General features: G+C 71.3%; 15 protein-coding genes and 1 tRNA gene. 11 read left to right on the top strand and 5 right to left on the bottom strand.

What is annotated here, in order from left to right:
- The first annotated feature begins 57 nt into the window (after positions 1 to 57).
- Entirely contained in the window at positions 58 to 408 is a 351-nt protein-coding gene (locus tag EI169_RS05790; RefSeq protein WP_125131486.1) for a DUF485 domain-containing protein, read from the top strand.
- A complete protein-coding gene (locus EI169_RS05795; RefSeq protein WP_125131487.1) occupies positions 405 to 2,036 on the top strand; it encodes a sodium/solute symporter in 1,632 nt (543 codons plus the stop codon). Before EI169_RS05790 ends, EI169_RS05795 begins: the two co-directional genes overlap by 4 nt.
- Positions 2,037 to 2,096: 60 nt before the next feature.
- On the opposite strand, the gene EI169_RS05800 is transcribed toward EI169_RS05795, so the two are convergent.
- Positions 2,097 to 2,609, bottom strand: coding sequence for a methylated-DNA--[protein]-cysteine S-methyltransferase (locus EI169_RS05800; protein WP_125131488.1), 513 nt, complete (start codon positions 2,607 to 2,609; stop codon positions 2,097 to 2,099).
- A 218-nt stretch (positions 2,610 to 2,827) separates the two neighbouring features.
- Here EI169_RS05800 and EI169_RS05805 point away from each other — a divergent pair, with 218 nt between their 5' ends.
- The gene (locus EI169_RS05805; RefSeq protein ID WP_125133340.1) at positions 2,828 to 6,508 is read left to right on the top strand and encodes an ATP-binding protein; all 3,681 of its coding nucleotides are present in this window, start codon (positions 2,828 to 2,830) and stop codon (positions 6,506 to 6,508) included.
- Positions 6,495 to 6,686 (top strand): hypothetical protein, encoded by a 192-nt coding sequence (locus EI169_RS05810; RefSeq protein ID WP_125131489.1) that lies wholly within the window; start codon positions 6,495 to 6,497, stop codon positions 6,684 to 6,686. The genes EI169_RS05805 and EI169_RS05810 overlap by 14 nt, the downstream gene beginning before the upstream one ends.
- Positions 6,687 to 6,809: 123 nt before the next feature.
- Here EI169_RS05810 and mscL read toward each other — a convergent pair whose 3' ends face one another.
- The 3 genes from mscL to EI169_RS05825 are packed head-to-tail and all read right to left on the bottom strand — an operon-like array spanning position 6,810 to position 8,178.
- Entirely contained in the window at positions 6,810 to 7,223 is a 414-nt protein-coding gene (gene mscL / locus EI169_RS05815; protein ID WP_125131490.1) for a large conductance mechanosensitive channel protein MscL, read from the bottom strand.
- Between the two features lie 33 nt (positions 7,224 to 7,256).
- Positions 7,257 to 7,568 carry an FmdB family zinc ribbon protein gene (locus tag EI169_RS05820; protein WP_125131491.1) on the bottom strand — a complete coding sequence of 104 codons (312 nt, stop codon included), beginning with the start codon at positions 7,566 to 7,568 and terminating at the stop codon, positions 7,257 to 7,259.
- Positions 7,569 to 7,581: 13 nt separating this feature from the next.
- A complete protein-coding gene (locus EI169_RS05825; protein WP_125131492.1) occupies positions 7,582 to 8,178 on the bottom strand; it encodes a 5-formyltetrahydrofolate cyclo-ligase in 597 nt (198 codons plus the stop codon).
- A gap of 84 nt (positions 8,179 to 8,262) precedes the next feature.
- Here EI169_RS05825 and galU point away from each other — a divergent pair, with 84 nt between their 5' ends.
- From galU to EI169_RS05850, 5 genes are all read left to right on the top strand, one after another.
- Complete coding sequence (galU, locus tag EI169_RS05830; protein WP_125131493.1) at positions 8,263 to 9,153, top strand: UTP--glucose-1-phosphate uridylyltransferase GalU; 891 nt, start codon at positions 8,263 to 8,265, stop codon at positions 9,151 to 9,153.
- Between the two features lie 23 nt (positions 9,154 to 9,176).
- The gene (locus EI169_RS05835; RefSeq protein ID WP_125131494.1) at positions 9,177 to 9,806 is read left to right on the top strand and encodes a GNAT family protein; all 630 of its coding nucleotides are present in this window, start codon (positions 9,177 to 9,179) and stop codon (positions 9,804 to 9,806) included.
- A gap of 60 nt (positions 9,807 to 9,866) precedes the next feature.
- Positions 9,867 to 10,733 (top strand): LLM class F420-dependent oxidoreductase, encoded by an 867-nt coding sequence (locus tag EI169_RS05840; protein ID WP_125131495.1) that lies wholly within the window; start codon positions 9,867 to 9,869, stop codon positions 10,731 to 10,733.
- 94 nt (positions 10,734 to 10,827) lie between these two features.
- Positions 10,828 to 11,772 carry a large exoprotein gene (locus EI169_RS05845; RefSeq protein ID WP_125131496.1) on the top strand — a complete coding sequence of 315 codons (945 nt, stop codon included), beginning with the start codon at positions 10,828 to 10,830 and terminating at the stop codon, positions 11,770 to 11,772.
- A 56-nt stretch (positions 11,773 to 11,828) separates the two neighbouring features.
- Positions 11,829 to 11,901, top strand: a tRNA-Ala gene (locus EI169_RS05850).
- Between the two features lie 92 nt (positions 11,902 to 11,993).
- On the opposite strand, the gene EI169_RS05855 is transcribed toward EI169_RS05850, so the two are convergent.
- Complete coding sequence (locus tag EI169_RS05855; protein ID WP_164515445.1) at positions 11,994 to 12,677, bottom strand: cupin domain-containing protein; 684 nt, start codon at positions 12,675 to 12,677, stop codon at positions 11,994 to 11,996.
- A 334-nt stretch (positions 12,678 to 13,011) separates the two neighbouring features.
- On the opposite strand from EI169_RS05855, the gene opgC reads away from it, so the two are divergent.
- Complete coding sequence (gene opgC, locus EI169_RS05860; RefSeq protein ID WP_240640667.1) at positions 13,012 to 15,465, top strand: OpgC domain-containing protein; 2,454 nt, start codon at positions 13,012 to 13,014, stop codon at positions 15,463 to 15,465.
- A 65-nt stretch (positions 15,466 to 15,530) separates the two neighbouring features.
- The gene (locus EI169_RS05865; protein WP_125133341.1) at positions 15,531 to 17,462 is read left to right on the top strand and encodes a glycosyltransferase; all 1,932 of its coding nucleotides are present in this window, start codon (positions 15,531 to 15,533) and stop codon (positions 17,460 to 17,462) included.
- Positions 17,463 to 17,468: the final 6 nt, after the last annotated feature.

Below are 17,468 nucleotides of genomic sequence, written 5' to 3' on the forward strand. Positions count from 1 at the left end.
GCCGCCCCGGCCCCCCGGGAGCACGGATGCTCCGCACCCATGAGGCAAGGAGGCCACATGTCGGATCAGCGCACCGATGCCGCGCCCGGCGGCATCGACTACATCCAGGTCGAGGAGTCGCCACCGTTCCGCGAGCTGAAACGGCGGCAGCGGAGCTTCGTCTTCCCGCTCGCGGTCGCGTTCCTGCTCTGGTACTTCGTCTACGTGCTGCTGTCGTCGTTCGCGCCGGCGTTCATGTCGCAGCGGCTGTGGGGCGACGTCACGGTGGGTCTCGTGTTCGGGCTCGGACAGTTCGTGACGACCTTCGTCATCACGATGACCTACGTGGCCTATGCGAACCGCCGGCTCGACCCGCTCGCCGAAGAGCTGCGCGACGACCTCGAGGCCCGTGACGGAGGTGCGCGATGAACGACGTACTCGCAGCGGTGCACGCCACCGTGCAGTCCGCGGTGCAGACCGTGGAGAACAATCCCGTCCTCAACATCTCGATCTTCGGCGCGTTCGTCGCGGTGACGCTGTTCATCGTCATCCGCGCGAGCCGCAACAACAAGACCGCCGCCGACTACTACGCGGCGGGGCGCTCGTTCACCGGCCCGCAGAACGGCTTCGCGATCTCGGGCGACTACCTGTCCGCTGCATCCTTCCTCGGCATCTGCGGCGCCATCGCGATCAACGGCTACGACGGGTTCCTCTACTCGATCGGCTTCCTCGTGGCGTGGCTCGTCGCGCTGCTGCTGGTGGCCGAGCTCATGCGCAACACGGGCAAGTTCACGATGGCCGACGTGCTGTCGTTCCGCCTGAAGGAGCGGCCGGTGCGGATGGCCGCGGCCATCACGACGCTCGCGGTGTGCTTCTTCTATCTGCTCGCCCAGATGGCCGGGGCGGGCGGTCTCGTGTCGCTGCTGCTGGGCATCGGCGACGCCGTCGGGCAGTCGATCGTCGTCGCCGTCGTCGGCGTACTGATGATCGTGTACGTGCTGATCGGCGGCATGAAGGGCACCACGTGGGTGCAGATCGTGAAGGCGTTCCTCCTCATCGGCGGCGCGCTCGTCATGACGATCTGGGTGCTCGCGATCAACGGGTTCAACCTCAACACGCTGCTCGAGTCGGCGGTGGCGGCCTCTCCCAAGGGCGAGGCCATCCTCGGACCGGGCCTGCAGTACGGCGCGAACCCGTGGGACTTCGTCTCGCTCGCTCTCGCGCTCGTGCTCGGCACGGCGGGCCTGCCGCACGTGCTGATGCGCTTCTACACGGTGCCCACCGCGAAGGAGGCGCGCCGTTCGGTCGTGTGGGCGATCTGGCTGATCGGCCTGTTCTACCTGCTGACCCTCGTGCTCGGCTACGGCGCGGGAGCGCTCGTCGGGCCGGAGACGATCGCCGCGGCCCCCGGTGGCGTGAACGCGGCGGCGCCGCTCCTCGCCCTCGAGCTCGGCGGCCCGATCCTGCTCGGCTTCATCTCCGCCGTCGCCTTCGCGACGATCCTCGCGGTCGTCGCGGGCCTCACGATCACCGCGGCGGCGTCGTTCGCGCACGACATCTACGCGAACGTGGTGAAGAAGGGGAACGTGCCGCCCGACGGCGAGGTGAAGGTCGCCCGGCGCACCGTCATCGTGATCGGCGTGCTGGCGATCATCGGCGGCATCGGGGTGCAGGGGCAGAACGTCGCGTTCCTCGTCGCGCTCGCCTTCGCGGTCGCCGCATCCGCGAACCTGCCGACGATCCTCTACTCGCTGTTCTGGCGACGGTTCACCACGCGTGGCGCGGTGTGGAGCATGTACGGCGGTCTTGCCGCCGCGGTGATCCTCATCTTCCTGTCGCCGGTGTTCTGGGGCACGCCCACGAGCGTGTTCAAGGGGACGGGCGCGGCGATCTGGCCGTTCAACAACCCCGGCATCGTGTCGATCCCGCTCGGGTTCTTCCTCGGGTGGCTCGGCTCGGTGACCTCGCCCAAGGGTGGAGAGGACAAGCGGAAGGCGGCCGAGATGGACGTGCGCTCGCTCACCGGCTTCGGTGCCGAGAAGGCGACGTCGCACTAAGCGCGTACCCGACCGCGGCCCCGGGGGATCTCCTCCGGGGCCGCGGTCGTGCCGGGCGGCCTACACGCCCGGCACGTCCTCCAGCTCCAGCAGGAATCGCTTGACCTCCGGATGCCCGCCGTACGGGCCGATCGAGCCGTCGGCGCGGATCACGCGGTGCACCGGCACGATGAGCGAGATCGGCGTCGTCGCGCACGCGGTGCCCACCGCACGCGACGCACGCGGCGAGCCGGCCATTGCCGCCACCTCGCCGTACGCGGCGGTCTCGCCGTACGGGATCCTGCGCACGGCCTCGAGCGCTGTGCGCGTGAACCCGCGCACGAGGGAGAGGTCGACCGGCACCGTGAACTCCCGCAGGTCGCCGGCGAAGTAGGCGTCGAGCTCGGCGGTGACGGATGCGGCGGCCGCGGCGTCGTCGTCGGGCACGACGCCGAGCTGCCGAACGAGAGCCTCCCAGCCGCGCGGATCGTCGGGCCGGTCGAGCACGCCGAGGGCGAGGAGCCGGTCGTCGGCGAGGACGATGCGCACCGGCCCGATGGGTGTCGGGTGGACGGTCATGCGGTAGCGGGTCATGCGCTCATCCTCACGACGTCGTGCGATCCGGAGGTGCCCGGCTGCCTAAGCTGGGGGTGGATCGGTCCCGAGCCGCGCGGGGGAGGAGGGGTCGACCCCCTCGGCGTGTCGCCGAATCCGCGAAAACCCGCGCGGGATGCCGAAGGCGGCGTGTACGCGCGCCTATCGTTCATCGTGTGTGGCGAGGAGAAGGCAGCGCCGTGGCCGGCGACGAAGAGATGGCTGCCGCATCCGTGAGCCCCGGCGATCTGTCGCTGTCGGAGCCGGGTGTGAGCATCGGGCACGTCGCCGACCCCGAACGCGACCGGCTGCGGGCCGAGGCCGCGACCCTCGGCGGCCGCTCGACGCTGCTGCGCTTCGACGACGCCGTCGACGCCGGGATCGACATCACGAAGGCGCATCCCGGCAGTCTGCCGCAGTTCATCACCGGCCGCTCGACGCTGCTGTCGAACCTGTTCCGCGACGAGGTCGCACTGCGCTCCGCCCGTATCGCGGCCGAGCGCATCACCGCGAAGAACGTCGAGCTGCGCACCGCGCGCGGCATCGAGCCCGTGCACCTCGCCGTCGGGCTCGCGGAGTGGAAGATCGGCGGCGTCACGTGGTCGGCGCCCGTACTGCTGCGTCCGCTCGCCATCCGCCGCCACCACGGCGACTTCGAGCTGAAGCTGCACGGCACGTTCTTCGTGAACCCCGAGCTCGCGCGCGCCTTCCGCGGCCACTTCGGCATCCCGATCGACAGCACCGCGCTCGCCGGTCTCGCGTACGACCAGGGCGTGTTCAAGCCGCAGCCCGTCATCGACCACCTGCGCGCCCTCACGCGTCACCTGCCCACGTTCGTCGTGCACCCGCGGCTGGTCATCTCGTCGTTCGCCGACGTCGGCTCGGCGATGGTGCGCGACGCCGTCGACCTCGACCACCCCGTCCTGAACGCGCTCGCCGGTCACCCCGACGACCGCGCGCGCGTCGCTGTGCGCCCCGCCGCACCCGAGGTCGCGAGCCCCGACGAGCGACCGCCCGCCGCCGACACGCTCCTCCTCGACGCCGACGCCGAGCAGGAGGCGGTGCTCGCCCGCATCTCGGCCGGCCACTCGCTCGCCGTGCACACCCTCCCCGGCACCGGCGGAACGCAGACCGTCATCAACGCGGTCGGCCAGCTCGTGCAGGCCGGCAAGCGCGTGCTCGTCGTCTCCGCCCGCCGGTCGACCCTCGACGGCATCCGCCACCGCCTCGCCGGCATCGGGCTGCCCGGCCTCGCCGTCTCGCCCTCGCACGTGCGCCGCGACCTCATCCGCGCGATCGGCCGCAACGAGAAGGCCGAGCAGCCCAAGGTCAGCGACATCGACGACGCGCTCGTGCGGCTACGGGGCGTGCTGCGCGACTATCGGGCATCGGTCACGGCGCCGCATCCGTCGCTCGGGGTCTCGGTGCTGCAGACGCTCCGCCGGCTCACGACGCTCGCGGCGGTCTCGCCCGCCCCGTCGACGTCGGCGCGCTTCGACGTCGCGACCCTCGAGCGCCTCGCCGACCGCCGTCGCGAGGCGGCCGCGTCGCTCGCCGCCGCCGCGCGGCTGGGGGAGTTCCGCTTCGGGCCCGACGACTCGCCGTGGTACGGCGTCTCGTTCACGCGCACCGAAGACGCCCGCGCCGCCCACGCGCTCGCCGCCAAGCTCCACCGGCAAGACGTCGCGAGCCTGCTCGAACGCGGCTACGAGCTCATCGCGCAGACGCGGATGCGGCCGTTCCAGACGATCTCGGAGCTCGGCGGCTACCTGCGCCTGCTGCAGGGCATCCGCGACTCGCTCGACCGGTTCAGCCCGACGGTGTTCGAGCGGCCGCTCCTCGAGCTCATTCAGGCGCACGCGCCGCGCCGCGACGCCCCCGACATGAGCGGCCCGAACCGCCGGCGGCTCAAGCGCCTCTCGCGCGAGTACGTGCGCCCCGGCGTGCACGTCGCCGACATGTACGAGGCGCTCGTGCGCATCCAGCAGCAGCGCACCGAATGGCAGCGCATCGTCGACGCCGGCGTCACTCCCGAGGTGCCGCTCGGCCTCGCCGACGTGCACGTGCTGTGGCAGCGCGTCGACGCCGAGCTCGCCGAGCTCGACGCGATCCTCGGGCGCGACGGGTCGGAGCGCCTCGCCGCCATGCCCGTCAAGCGGCTCGTGCGGACCCTCGCGGGCCTCGCGGCGGAGTCGGAGTTCTTCGACAACCTCGTCGAGCGCGCAAAGCTGCGCTCCGAGCTCGCGCAGCTCGGCCTCGAGCCGCTGCTCGTCGAGCTGTCGGTGCGGCACGTGCCGGAGGAGCGCGTCGGCGCCGAGCTCGAATTCGCGTGGTGGCAGTCGGCGCTCGAGCACTTCCTGCGCACCGACCGGGCCCTCCTCGGGGCGAACACGTCGGTCGTCGACCGGCTGGAGCGCGACTTCCGGCTCGTCGACGAAGCCCACGCCGCCGCATCCGGGCCCCTGCTCGCAGCCCGCTTGGCGCAGCAGTGGCGCATCCGTCTCGTCGACGAGGCCGGTGAGGCCGCGGCTCTGAAAGACGCGCTGAAGCGCGGCGTCGACTCTGCGGAGGACCTGTACCGCGCCGCGCCGCGGCTACTGAACACGCTCGCGCCGGTGTGGCTCACGTCGCCGTACGAGGTGCCCGAGATCCCCGATCGCGAGCCGTTCGACGTCGTGATCATCGCGGATGCGGCGGCGCTGTGCCTCGCCGAAGCCGTGCCCGCCCTGCGGCGCGGCCGGCAGATCGTGGTGTTCGGCGACCCGGTCACCCAGCGCCCGACGCCGTTCCGTGTGAGCGCGACCCTCGTCCCCGACGAGGACGAGCCCGAGGTGCCGTACGACACCGTGTCGGTGTTCGAGCGGCTGTCGGAGCTCCTGCCGGTGACGACGCTCACGCGCAGCTACCGCGCGGGCGGCGAAGACCTCGCCGAGCTCGTGAACGACGCGTTCTACGGCGGCGAGATCGTGTCGCTCCCGTGGGCGGGGTCGTACCTCGGGCGCGGCAGCCTGTCAGTCGACTACGTTGAGGGCGGCACGGGCACGCCCGACCCCGTGACGGGGGCGGTCGAGAGCCCCGACGCCGAGGTCGCGCGCGTCGTGACGCTCGTCGTGGAGCACGCCGTCAACCGCGGCTCCGAGTCGCTCATGGTCGTGACCGCGAGCGCCCGTCACGCCGAGCGCGTGCGGGCGGCGGTCGAGGCGGCCTTCGCCGGACGCTCGGACGTCGCCGACTTCGTCTCGCGCGACACCGCCGAGCCGTTCGCCGTGCTCACGCTCGAGGAATCGGTGGCCGAGAGCCGCGACCGCGTCATCTTCTCGCTCGGGTTCGGTCTCACCAAGCACGGCCGGGTGCTCAGCGACTTCGGCGACCTGTCGCAGCCCGACGGCGAGCGGCTCCTCACGGTCGGCATGACGCGCGCGCGTCGATCGATGGTGATCGTGTCGTCGATCCGTCCGTCCGCGTTCGACGACGGCCGGCTCGAGTACGGCGCCGCGACGCTCATGTCGATCCTCGGCGGCCTCGCCGCCCGTGCCCGCGAGGCGCGGCTCGAAGACCTCGCCGACCCGCTCACGCTCGCCCTCGCGCGCGAGCTCCGGCGCCTCGGGCTCGCCGTGGATGTGCACTATCGCGGGCGTCTGCCGCTCGTCGCGCAGCACGGCGGCAAGGCGGTCGTCGCCGAGAGCGACCCCGAGACGGTGGGGGAGTCGCTGCGCGAGGCGCTGCGGCTGCGCCCGCAGACGCTCCGGCGCCTCGGCTGGCACTACGTGCGCGTGCACGCGTTCGACCTCTACAGCGACCCCGCGTCGGTCGCGGCACGCATCGCGGCGCTCCTCGGCGTGCAGCCGGACGGCCCGACGGCCGACACGGCGACGCAGCCCATCGATGTCGTCGAATGACCGCCAGCGCGTCCAGCGCGTCCCGGGTGCGCGGCGCGCGAAGCTGACGCCGGCGCCGGGCACCTCGGCCGAGCCCGTTCCCGCCGACGACGACGCCGAGACCGCCGCATCCGGGCCGTCCGGTGACGCGGGGCCCAACGACGAGCGCCTGCGCCGGGACGTCCCGCCGCACTACTGAGCGCCGCCGGGTCGCCGGGTTCGACGTGTCGAGCGTGCAGAACTCAGGAGAAACCGACGTTCGCGTTGCACGGAGGGGCCGAAACGCCGGCGGAGCCTGAATTCTGAACGGCGGAGCGGGCGGCTACGCGCGCGGCTGCTTGTCCAGCAGGTCGCGGATCTGCACGAGCAGCTCCTGCTCGGTGGGGAGCTTCGGCTCCTCCGCGGCGGGGGTGATGCCTGCGCGCGCGGCTGCGCGCTCCTTGATGCGGTTCATCGGGTAGACGAAGACGAAGTACACCACGATCGCGACCGCGAGGAACGCGATGACGGCGTTGATGAGGTCGCTGATCGGGAAGGTGACCGGGCCCCACAGGCCCTGGACGGTGAAGCCGATCTTGCCGTCGGGGTCGGCCTTCCAGAAGATCTCGATCAGCGGGTTGATGATGCTGGCGACGATCGCGTTCACGACCGCGGTGAAGGCGGCGCCGATGACGACGGCGACGGCGAGGTCGATGACGTTGCCGCGGAGGATGAACTCCTTGAAACCCTTGATCATGACGCACTCCTCACCGGCAGCGCGCCGGTCGGGTCAGGAACCCGAAGTCGCCGGGGAAGTCGCGCCGCTCGACGTCGATGATGCCGAAGACCCGGATGCGGCGCCACTCGACGCGCTGGAGCCCGACGACGCCGCATCCGACGAGCCCTTGTCGCCGGAGGCGCCGCCGCTGCGGGAATCGGTGCGGTAGAAGCCGGAGCCGTTGAACGTCACGCCGATCGAGCCGTACTCCTTGCGCAGGGCGCCGCCGCACTCGGGGCACACGGTGAGCGCGGGCTCGGAGAAGGACTGCACGGCGTCGAAACGGTGACCGCACTGCTTGCAGGCATAGGCGTAGGTGGGCATGGGTTCCTCGGGTTCAGCGATGCGCGGGGGAGAAGGTGACGGTGCGCGTCGGGGTCACGACGCCGGTCACCGGCTGGTCGTGCACGTCGCGCGGCACGTCGTCGACGAGTTCGGAGTCGAAGATCACGGCGTAGACCGGCGGGCAGTGCTCCATCGAGCCGATCGTCTTGTCGAAGTATCCGCGGCCCCACCCCAGCCGCATCCCGCCGGCGTCGACCGCGGCGGCCGGGATGACGAGCAGGTCGACGTCGTTGACGGCGATCGGCCCGAGCACCTCGCCGACGGGCTCGGGCATGCCGAGCAGCCCCTCGGTGATGTCGAGGTCGGGGCTCGCCTCGGTCCAGTCGAGCAGGCCGTCGGCGCGCGTGATGGGAAGGAGCACCCGGATGCCGCGGGCCACGGCCGCTTCGACGAACTCCCGCGTGCCCGGCTCGGTGGAGGTGGAGAGGAAGCACGAGATCGATCGCGCGCCGAGGCGGTCCAGCAGCGCGTCGAGCTGCTGACGGATGCCCTCCTCGGCCCGCGCGCGTGCCGCATCCGACAGGATCGAGCGTCGCTCGCGGAGGTCGGCGCGCAGCGCGCGCTTCGCCTGGTCGATGGGGTCGGGCACGCCTCGATTGTAGGCGGCGACGCGCAACATACCGCGCGGTTGGACGTCACGTACCGTTCACATCCTTACCGCTACCCTGTCCTCATGTCTCACAAGCCGTTCAAGGCCGTCATCCCTGCCGCCGGACTCGGCACGCGCTTCCTGCCCGCCACCAAGGCGATGCCGAAGGAGATGCTGCCGGTCGTCGACAAGCCCGCGATCCAGTACGTGGTCGAGGAGGCGGTGCAGTCGGGTATCGAGGACGTCCTGATCATCGTGGGACGCAACAAGAACAACATCGCCAACCACTTCGACTCGGTTCCCGAGCTCGAGGAGAAGCTGCGCGCCAAGGGCGACCACGACAAGCTCGCGAAGGTGGAGTACTCCTCCGACCTCGCCGACGTGCACATGGTGCGCCAGGGCGAGCCGAAGGGCCTCGGCCACGCGGTGCTGCGTGCGCGCGGCCACGTCGGCGACCACCCCTTCGCGGTGCTGCTGGGCGACGACCTCATCGACGAGCGCGACCCGCTGCTGACGAAGATGCTCGAGGAGTACGACCAGCGCGGCGCGACCGTGATCGCGCTCATGGAGGTCGACCCCGAGCACATCCACATGTACGGCGTCGCCGCCGTGGAGCCGACCGACGAGGACGACGTGGTCAAGGTCACGCAGCTCGTCGAGAAGCCCAAGAAGGAGGACGCCCCCTCCAACCTCGCCATCATCGGCCGCTACGTGCTCGGCCCCGACGTGTTCGACATCCTCGAGCACACCGAGCCCGGCAAGGGCGGCGAGATCCAGCTCACCGACGCGCTGCAGGAGCTCGCGTCCGGCGGCGGCGGAGGCGGCGGCGTGTACGGCGTGGTGTTCCGCGGACGCCGATACGACACCGGGGATAGGCTGGACTACATCAAGGCCATCGTGCAGCTGGCCTCGGACCGCGACGACCTCGGGCCCCAGCTGCGACCCTGGTTGAAGGACTTCGCGGCGACCATCTGACGCCGTCTCGACAAGGGGGTGGCGTGGACCTCTCGATCCCGCGGCACCATGGGCCCATCGCCATTCGGCTCGTGCGGGCCCGCGACGCGCGCGCCCTGCAGAACGAGCTGCTGACCAACCGCTCGTGGCTGAAGCCGTGGGAGGCGACGAGCCCCGACGGACCGGTCTCGTTCGACATGCGCCTGGGCATCCGCCGGCTGCTCCAGCAGCACCGCGACGGCCAGGGCGTGCCGTTCGTGATGGAGTACGACGGCGAGATCGCCGGGCAGCTGAACGTGTGGGGCATCGCGCGGGGCTCGCTCGCGTCGGCCACGATCGGCTACTGGGTGAGCGAGCGCTTCGCCGGCCGCGGCATCACGCCGACGTCGGTGGCGCTCGCGACCGACGCGTGCTTCGACGAGATGCGCCTGCACCGCATGGAGATCTGCATCCGGCCCGAGAACGCGGCCAGCCTCCGTGTCGTGCAGAAGCTCGGCTTCCGGTACGAGGGTCTGCGCCGCCGCTACATCCACATCGACGGCGACTGGCGCGACCACTACGCGTTCGCGCTCGTGCGCGAAGAGGTTCCCGGCGGCGTGCTCAACCGCTGGCTCGAGGGGCGCGTGCCCCCGGATGCGGCGTTCGTGCCGCCGTCCGACCGGCTCAACGCCTAGGCGTGGGGGATTCGCCCGCGAACGACCCGCGGCCGGTTCGGGCGGGCCTAGCCTGACGGTATGCAGGCAGGCTTCCACTTCTGGAACTTCTCCGTCCCCGGGGCTCCCGAGTCCCTCCCCACCGTCCTCGCCGACACCGCCCGCGCGGCCGAGGCCGGCGGCTTCACGCAGTTCACCGTCATGGACCACTGGTTCCAGATGGACCGCGTCGCCCCCGCGACCGAGCCCATGCTCGAAGCGTTCACGACCCTCGGCTTCCTCGCCGCACACACGTCGTCGATGCGCATCGGCCCGCTCGTCACCGGCGTCACCTATCGCTACCCCGGACTGCTCGCCAAGATCGTCACCACGCTCGACGTGCTGAGCTCGGGCCGGGCGATGCTCGGCATCGGCGCCGCCTGGTACGAGCGCGAGCACCATGCGCTGGGCGTGCCCTATCCCGCTCTCGCCGAGCGCTTCGAGCGGCTCGAGGAGGCGCTCCAGATCGCGCTGCAGATGTGGAGCGACGACGACGGGCCCTACGAGGGCACGCACTACCGGCTGGCGGAGACGCTCAACAGCCCGCCCGCGATCCAGCGGCCGCATCCGCCCATCATGATCGGCGGCAAGGGCGAGAAGAAGACGCTGCGCCTGGCCGCGCAGTACGCGCAGATCATCAACCTCACGACCTCCGACCCCGCCGAGGTCGCGCACCTCCTCGACGTGCTGCGCGGCCACTGCGACCGCCTCGGCACGGACTACGACGCGATCGAGAAGACCGTGATCGCGAGCGCGGCCGATCCGTTCGACGCCGACTTCCTGCCGCAGATGCAGCGTCTCGCCGACCTCGGGATCACGCAGGTCGTGCTCGGCACACGTCCGGCCGACCCGGTCGGCTGGGTCGAGCGGCTCTCTGAGGGGATCGTGCCGAAGCTCGCGGAGCTGTGACCGCCGCCGTGTCGGCGGTGTGATCTACGATCCGCGCGCGACACGCGCTCCGGATGCAGCGGCGCAGCCGCCCGCGTCGCATACCGTATGTGGCATGGGCGGGCAGGTGTTGGGCGGTGGTGTGATCGTCGCCGTCGCCGTCGCGCTGTGGCTCATCTACCTGCTGCCGTCGCTGCACAGCCGGCACCAGTACACGTCGGCGGAGCGCAACGCCGTGCGCCTCAACCAGGCGCTGCGCGTCCTCGCCGAGACGAGTGAGACGCCGGGCGAGGTGCGCCTCGAGCTCACGGCGCGCACCGCGCTCGCACAGCAGAAGCTGGCCAAGCGCGCGCAGGCGGAGAAGGAGCAGGCCGAGCTCGCCGTCGCGCGCGCCCGCCTCGAGATCGCCAAGGAGCAGGCCGCCGCCGAGCGCGAGCTCGCGAAGGCGCAGCGCGCCGAGGCGATCGCCACCGCCCGCGCCGAGCGCGCTGCCGCTCACGCCGCCCCCGCTGCGCGGCGCGCGCGGGTGCGCCGCCGCATCCGTCTCGCGACCACGATCGTCGCCGTGGTCGCCCTCGCGACCGCGGGGGTCGGCGCATGGCAGATCGTGCAGGCCGGCGCGGCGACCCTCGCGTGGGTCGGCGGATCGACGTTCGTGGCCGCCGCTCTGCTGCTGCAGCGCATGTCGCGCGTCGCCGTCCGCGCCGAGCGACGTGAGAGCGCGGCCCCGGCCGTGCGCGTCGCGCAGGTCGTCCCCGACGTCGCGCTTCCCGCCGACCGCGCGGCGACGTGGACGCCGCGCGAGCTGCCCAAGCCCCTCGCCTCCTCCGTCGGCTCCCGCGCGGCCGCCGTGCTCGACGAGCGGGACGCCCGCGAGGCACTCCACGCCGCGGCGCGCGAAGAGGCTGCGCGCGAGCTCGCCGCGCAGCAGCAGCCGCCCTCGATCGACACCGCGCGAGTCGCCCGCGCGTCGGAATTCGGCCGCATGGGCGACGTCGACGACGCCGAGATCGAGGCGCACGTGCGCCGGCTCCTGGCACGTCGCGCCGTCGGTGCGTGAGCCCGCCCGCGTCGGGGGACCGGCCGCGAGCGTGATAATGTAGACGGGTTGTTCAGGGGCCTGTGGCGCAGTTGGTAGCGCGCTTCGTTCGCAATGAAGAGGTCAGGGGTTCGAATCCCCTCAGGTCCACCGATGTGAAAAGGGCTCACCCGCAGGGTGGGCCCTTTTCCCTTCCATGCGCGCCGTGTCCGCAGGAGCGGTGGCGCGCCGCCCGGTGGCGATCAGGTGGCGTCGTCGCGCCGCTTCACGATCACCGTCCGCTGGGTGATGACGGGCAGCTGGGCGAACACCGACTCGTCGACACCGAAGACGGCGGCCAGCACGTGCGGCGGCATCGACGAGATCGACTGGGCGAGCGGCACGTCGTCGAGGGGCTCGGCGGAGTCGGCATTGAAGACGATGAGGACGAGGAGGTCTTCGGTGTCGCTCGCGTTCTCGAAGTAGTGGAAGTGCCCCTGCGGAGCGAAGATGACGTCTCCGGCGCCGCCCTCGAACACGTCCTGCGTCGAGTTGGGGCCGACGAAGCTCCACCGAACCCGCCCCGAAAGCACGACGTTCATCTCCCACGCGCTCGGGTGCCAGTGCGGCTCGCGAACGCCGCCGGGGTGCAGACGGGCGAGGTAGACCGCGCCCTTCTGCTGGGTCAGGATCGGCCAGACGCCGGAATGGGCACCCTGAAGGCTGCCGCCGTCGAAGTTGTCGGCAGGCGCTGCCTGGAGGTGGAACAGGTGCGGGTGGTCGGGATCGACACCGCCGGCCGGCCGGTAGTCGCTGGGGGAGAGCCCCAGCCACGGTGTTCCGATGCCCTCCGTCTGGGGCGCGGGCGTGGGAGCGGGGAAGCCGGTCTGCGAGAGTTCCGGTGCCGCAACGTTGCGTGAATCGATGTCGGGCTGAAGGTCGCTCATGGTGATTCCTCTCTCCGGGCGTCGCAGGCCCGATCCGCTTGTCATCGTCGCAGGCCCGACGCGCGCATGACCAGGGTTCGTCGAGGCCCCCCTTCGACAAGCTCAGGGACCCCTTCGACAAGCGCAGCGACTGCCTCCGACACGTTCAGGGACCGCCTTCGACAAGCTCCGGGATCGGTTCCGACAGCGCCCACTTCGCGTCGGGGACGCCCGATGTCAAGGCCCCGGCGCGGTTGTTGAGAGCTTCCTGTGAGCGCGGATAGTGTCGAAAGCGAGCTCGTCACCGACTGAAGGGGCCACGTTGGAAGGTGCGCACTCGCGGTTCCGTCGCGTCTTGGCGGCCGTCGCGCGCCTGCTCCTCGGGGTGGCCCTCGGCGCCGCGCTGGTCGCCGGCGCGACCGTGCCGACCCACGCGGCGGCGGACCCGAAGTCGTCCACGGCACAGGATCTGGTGCCGTCCGAGGGCGCCTACTTCGGCTCCATCCTCGACTGGAGCAGCGACTCCGTCGCCGACCAGGCCGACCGGCTCGGCTCGCCCGCTGCCGTGTACCAGCACGAGGCGGGGTACCCCCTCACCGCCCCCGAGAAGGACTATGTGCGGCAATTCTTCTCGCAGACCGCGTCGGCCGGTGCCGTCCCCCTCCTGGCCATCCGCCCGTCCGTCGCCCTCGGCGACCTGACGGAGGCCGACGCCGAGCGCCTCGTCGACGACCTGGAGGAGATCGCGGCGCCCGCGCGCGCAGGCTTCTGGCTGAGCTTCGCACCCGACATGAACGTCCCGTGGGTCGAGTGGGGGCAGCGGCCCGACGACTACCGCGCCGCCTTCTCGCAACTCGCCGACGTCGTGCACGAACGGCTTCCCGGTGTCGGCATGCTGTGGTCGCCGTTCTGGGGCGGCGACTATCCGTTCAGCGGCGCGCGCGCCGCATCCGGAGCCCTGGCCGCCGCCGACACCGACGGCGACGGCGATGTCGACGGCTCCGACGACTCGTACGCGCCGTACTACCCCGGCGACGACGTCGTCGACGGCGTGGGGCTGTCGGTGTACCACGACAGCTCGGGCGGCGGCAGCCCCGTCAACACCGTGCCGGCCGACGGCGAGTTCGTGGCGCGGCTGACGGGGTCGGACGGCGCGGCTCCGGACTTCTACGGCACCTACACGAGCGCCACCCGACCGCTGCTCGTCGAGACGGCGGCCTTCTCGAGCCCTGCCGCGGGCGGCCCCGGTGAGCTCGCGATCAAGCAGGCGTGGTGGCAGCAGATCGAGGCGGCCATCGCGCCGGGACAGCTCGAGCGGCTGCGCTCGGTGGTGTGGCGCGACACCGGCACGACCCGCGGCGCCGTCGGCGAGACCGTCATCGACTGGTCGATCACGCTCGGAGCACCGGCGGTGCGCGAAGCCTTCCGCGCGAGCCTCGCCGATGCGGCGTTCGTGCTCGGCCCCGTGCGGGAGCCCGTCGAGGCGAGCGCGGCGGGATCGCGCGAGGGGCTCCGGCTCGACGGCGTGCTCGCGTGGGTCGTCGTCGCCGTCGTGGCCGCGGGCATCGTCGTCCTCACGGTCGCGGCGCTGCGTCGCCGCTCACCCGGCCGCCTCGCGTACTCCGGTTCGCCGTCGCGCGACGCGCGCATCGACCTGCTGCGCGGCATGGCGATCGTCTTCGTCGTCATCAACCACGTCGGTCTCGTCTCGCTGCTCCAGGACGTCACGCAGGAGTTCCTCGGCGTCGTGTCGGGCGCCGAACTGTTCGTGCTGCTCTCGGGCGCGGTGCTCGGCCTCGTCTACCGGCCGAAGCTCGTCTCGGGGGGCATCGGCGAGGTCATCATCCGCACCGGCCAGCGCGCGTGGAAGCTGTACTACACGGCGCTCGCGGTGGTCGTGCTCATCTTCTTCCTCGCGCTCATCCCGATCCTGAACGGAACGGTCGTGACGACGTTCACCGACCAGGGCACGGGTGCTGCGGGGCAGAGCGCCACCGGTCGCGTCTACGACCTGTACGCGAGCGCCGACGCGCTGCTGCGCTACCCCGTCGACCCGCACGCCGTCGTCGACTTCCTCCTGCTGCGGATGGGCCCGTGGCAGTTCAACGTCATGGGCCTGTACGTGGCCCTGCTCGTCGTCTCGCCGCTCGTGCTGTGGGCCCTCGGGCGCCGCTGGTGGCCGTGGGTGCTCGGCATCAGCCTGGCGCTCTACGTCGTGGGCCTGACGACCCGGTTCCGCCTGCTGCCGTCGCAGTTCGAGGACTCCTTCCCGCTTCTGGTGTGGCAGCTGCTGTTCGTCGGCGGGATGACGGCGGGCTTCTACCGGCGGGAGATCATCGCGTGGTTCTCATCGCGCGCCGGCAAGGTCGTGCTGTGCGCGCTCATCGTGGTGGCGGCGGTGCTCATGGTGTTCTCGTGGAACAACCCGTACACGTCGAGCTCGCTCGACGTGCGGCTCGCCATCGTCCCCGACAACGTGTTCCGCGCCGTGTACGGCCTGCTCTTCGAGCGGACATACCTCGAGCCGGGGCGCCTGCTGAACGTGATCGTGCTGCTCGTCGCGCTGTACGCGCTCCTGACGGCGTACTGGCGTCCGATCGAGCGGACGCTCGGATGGTTCCTCATCCCGCTCGGACAGGCCACCCTCTACGTGTTCATCATGCACGTGTTCTTCGTGCTCATCGCCGCCAGCATCCCGAGCCTCCGGGAGGGGAACGTATGGATCAACACGCTCGCGAACCTGGTCATCCTGGCGCTGCTGTGGGTCATGGTGCGCACCCGGTTCCTGTTCCGGCTGGTGCCGCGATGACGAGGAGCGACACGGTCGAGACCGCACCCGTGGACACGCGCATCAGCGTCACGCGCCTGCGGGTCATGCGCCTCGTGGTCGTCCTGACGATCGCACTCGGCCTCAACTACGTGATCTGGCGCTGGGGGTTCTCGCTCAACTGGGACGCGTGGTGGATCGCGGTGCCGCTCATCGTCGCGGAGACCTACAGCCTCATCGACGTGTGCCTGTTCGGCATGATGATGTGGCGCGCGCGCGGACGCCCGGCGCCGCCGCCGGCGCCCGCCGGCCTCACCGCGGACGTGTTCATCGCCACGTACAACGAGCCGATCGACCTCGTCATGACGACGGCGGAGGCGGCCCGCCGCATCCGCTACCCGCACAAGACGTGGATCCTCGACGACGGCAGCCGTGACGAGCTGCGCCGGCGCGCCGAGGCCGCCGGCATCGGCTACGTCGCCCGCGGGTCGGAGTGGGCCGACCGGCCGCGGCACGCGAAGGCCGGCAACATCAACAACGCGCTGCAGCAGACCGACGGCGAGTTCATCCTCATCCTCGACGCCGACATGATCCCGCGTCCCGAGATCCTCGACCGCACGCTCGGGTACTTCACCGACCCGGTTGTGGCGCTCGTGCAGACGCCCCAGATCTTCAGCAACGTCGCCACCGGCGACCCATTGGGCAGCCAGGCGCCGCTGTTCTACGGTCCGATCCAGCAGGGCAAGGACGGCTGGAACGCCGCGTTCTTCTGCGGCTCCAACGCGGTGCTGCGCCGCGAGGCACTCATGCAGCTCGGCATCGTCGGGTACGTGCGCGAGCTCGATCGCTCGGTCGCCGCGGCGCTGCGCACCGCCACCCGCGTCATCGCGAAGGCGCGCTCGCATCCCGCCGCGGCCGACCCGGCCGTCGCCGCGGCGCTCGACGAGGTCGCCGATGCGGTCGCCGAGGCCCGCGCCGGCGTGCGCGAGAACGCGTCGCTCGGCGAGGTGACCTACCGCCTGCACGAACGCGTGGATGCAGCGACCCGGTCGATCGTCGCCTCCGACGTCGCCGGCATCGAGAGCGACCTGCGGGAGATCGCGGCGCTCGCCACCCCCGCGGGCGGCGACCCGGCCGACGGCTTCGAGGTGGAGGCGGCGGTGGCCGCCCTCGCCACGCGCGAGCTGTCGCCGCTCAACGCCCTTGAGGCCGTGCAGGCGGTCATCCGCACGATCGGCGTCGAGCGCGCCGACGAGGCGCAGCCGGTCATGCCGCTCGCGACGATCTCAGTGACCGAGGACATGGCGACCTCGATGCGCATGCACGGCATGGGGTGGAAGAGCGTCTATCACCACGAGCTCCTCGCCGACGGCCTCGCCCCCGAAGACCTCGGCACGATGCTCACCCAGCGGCTGCGCTGGGCGCAGGGCACGATGCAGGTGTTCCTGCGCGAGAACCCGCTCGTGCAGTGGGGCATGTCGCTGCCGCAGCGGCTGATGTACTTCGCGACGATGTGGAGCTACCTGTCGGGCTACGCCGCCGTGGTCTACTTCGCCGCGCCGATCATCTTCCTCGTCCTCGGGATCCTCCCCGTCCACGCGTACGCGTTCGAGTTCTTCGTGCGCTTCATCCCGTTCATGATCGCCAACCAGCTGCTGTTCCTCATCGCGGCGCGGGGAGCGTCGACGTGGCGCGGCCAGCAGTACAGCCTCGCCCTCTTCCCGGTGTGGCTGAAGGCGTGCTCGACGGCGTTCACGAACGTGGTGCTGCGGATCCCGCTCGGCTTCGCCGTCACCCCGAAGACGCGGCCGGTCACGACCGGACCGCAGTGGCACCTGATCAAGCCGCAACTGACGGTCATGGTGCTGCTCGTCATCGCGATCGCCTTCGGCTTCTACCGCCTCTTCGTCGACGGTGCCGAGCTCGTCGGCACGGCCGTCAACATCGCGTGGGCGGTCTACGATCTCGTCGTGCTCAGCGTGCTCTTCGGCGCGGCGACCTATCGCGGCTTCGACGACAGCGCGGTGGCGGAACGATGAACCCCC

Source organism: Microbacterium sp. 10M-3C3 (assembly GCF_003931875.1).
Taxonomy (GTDB): domain Bacteria; phylum Actinomycetota; class Actinomycetes; order Actinomycetales; family Microbacteriaceae; genus Microbacterium.

Bases quoted from the DNA above. Each gene is read 5' to 3' on its own strand.
- EI169_RS05855 (WP_164515445.1), bottom strand. From the start codon at position 12,677: ATGAGCGACCTTCAGCCCGACATCGATTCACGCAACGTTGCGGCACCG.
- EI169_RS05810 (WP_125131489.1), top strand. From the start codon at position 6,495: ATGTCGTCGAATGACCGCCAGCGCGTCCAGCGCGTCCCGGGTGCGCGG.
- EI169_RS05795 (WP_125131487.1), top strand. From the start codon at position 405: ATGAACGACGTACTCGCAGCGGTGCACGCCACCGTGCAGTCCGCGGTG.
- EI169_RS05820 (WP_125131491.1), bottom strand. From the start codon at position 7,568: ATGCCCACCTACGCCTATGCCTGCAAGCAGTGCGGTCACCGTTTCGAC.
- EI169_RS05800 (WP_125131488.1), bottom strand. From the start codon at position 2,609: ATGACCCGCTACCGCATGACCGTCCACCCGACACCCATCGGGCCGGTG.
- mscL (WP_125131490.1), bottom strand. From the start codon at position 7,223: ATGATCAAGGGTTTCAAGGAGTTCATCCTCCGCGGCAACGTCATCGAC.
- EI169_RS05790 (WP_125131486.1), top strand. From the start codon at position 58: ATGTCGGATCAGCGCACCGATGCCGCGCCCGGCGGCATCGACTACATC.
- galU (WP_125131493.1), top strand. From the start codon at position 8,263: ATGTCTCACAAGCCGTTCAAGGCCGTCATCCCTGCCGCCGGACTCGGC.
- EI169_RS05845 (WP_125131496.1), top strand. From the start codon at position 10,828: ATGGGCGGGCAGGTGTTGGGCGGTGGTGTGATCGTCGCCGTCGCCGTC.
- EI169_RS05865 (WP_125133341.1), top strand. From the start codon at position 15,531: ATGCGCCTCGTGGTCGTCCTGACGATCGCACTCGGCCTCAACTACGTG.
- EI169_RS05805 (WP_125133340.1), top strand. From the start codon at position 2,828: ATGGCTGCCGCATCCGTGAGCCCCGGCGATCTGTCGCTGTCGGAGCCG.
- EI169_RS05840 (WP_125131495.1), top strand. From the start codon at position 9,867: ATGCAGGCAGGCTTCCACTTCTGGAACTTCTCCGTCCCCGGGGCTCCC.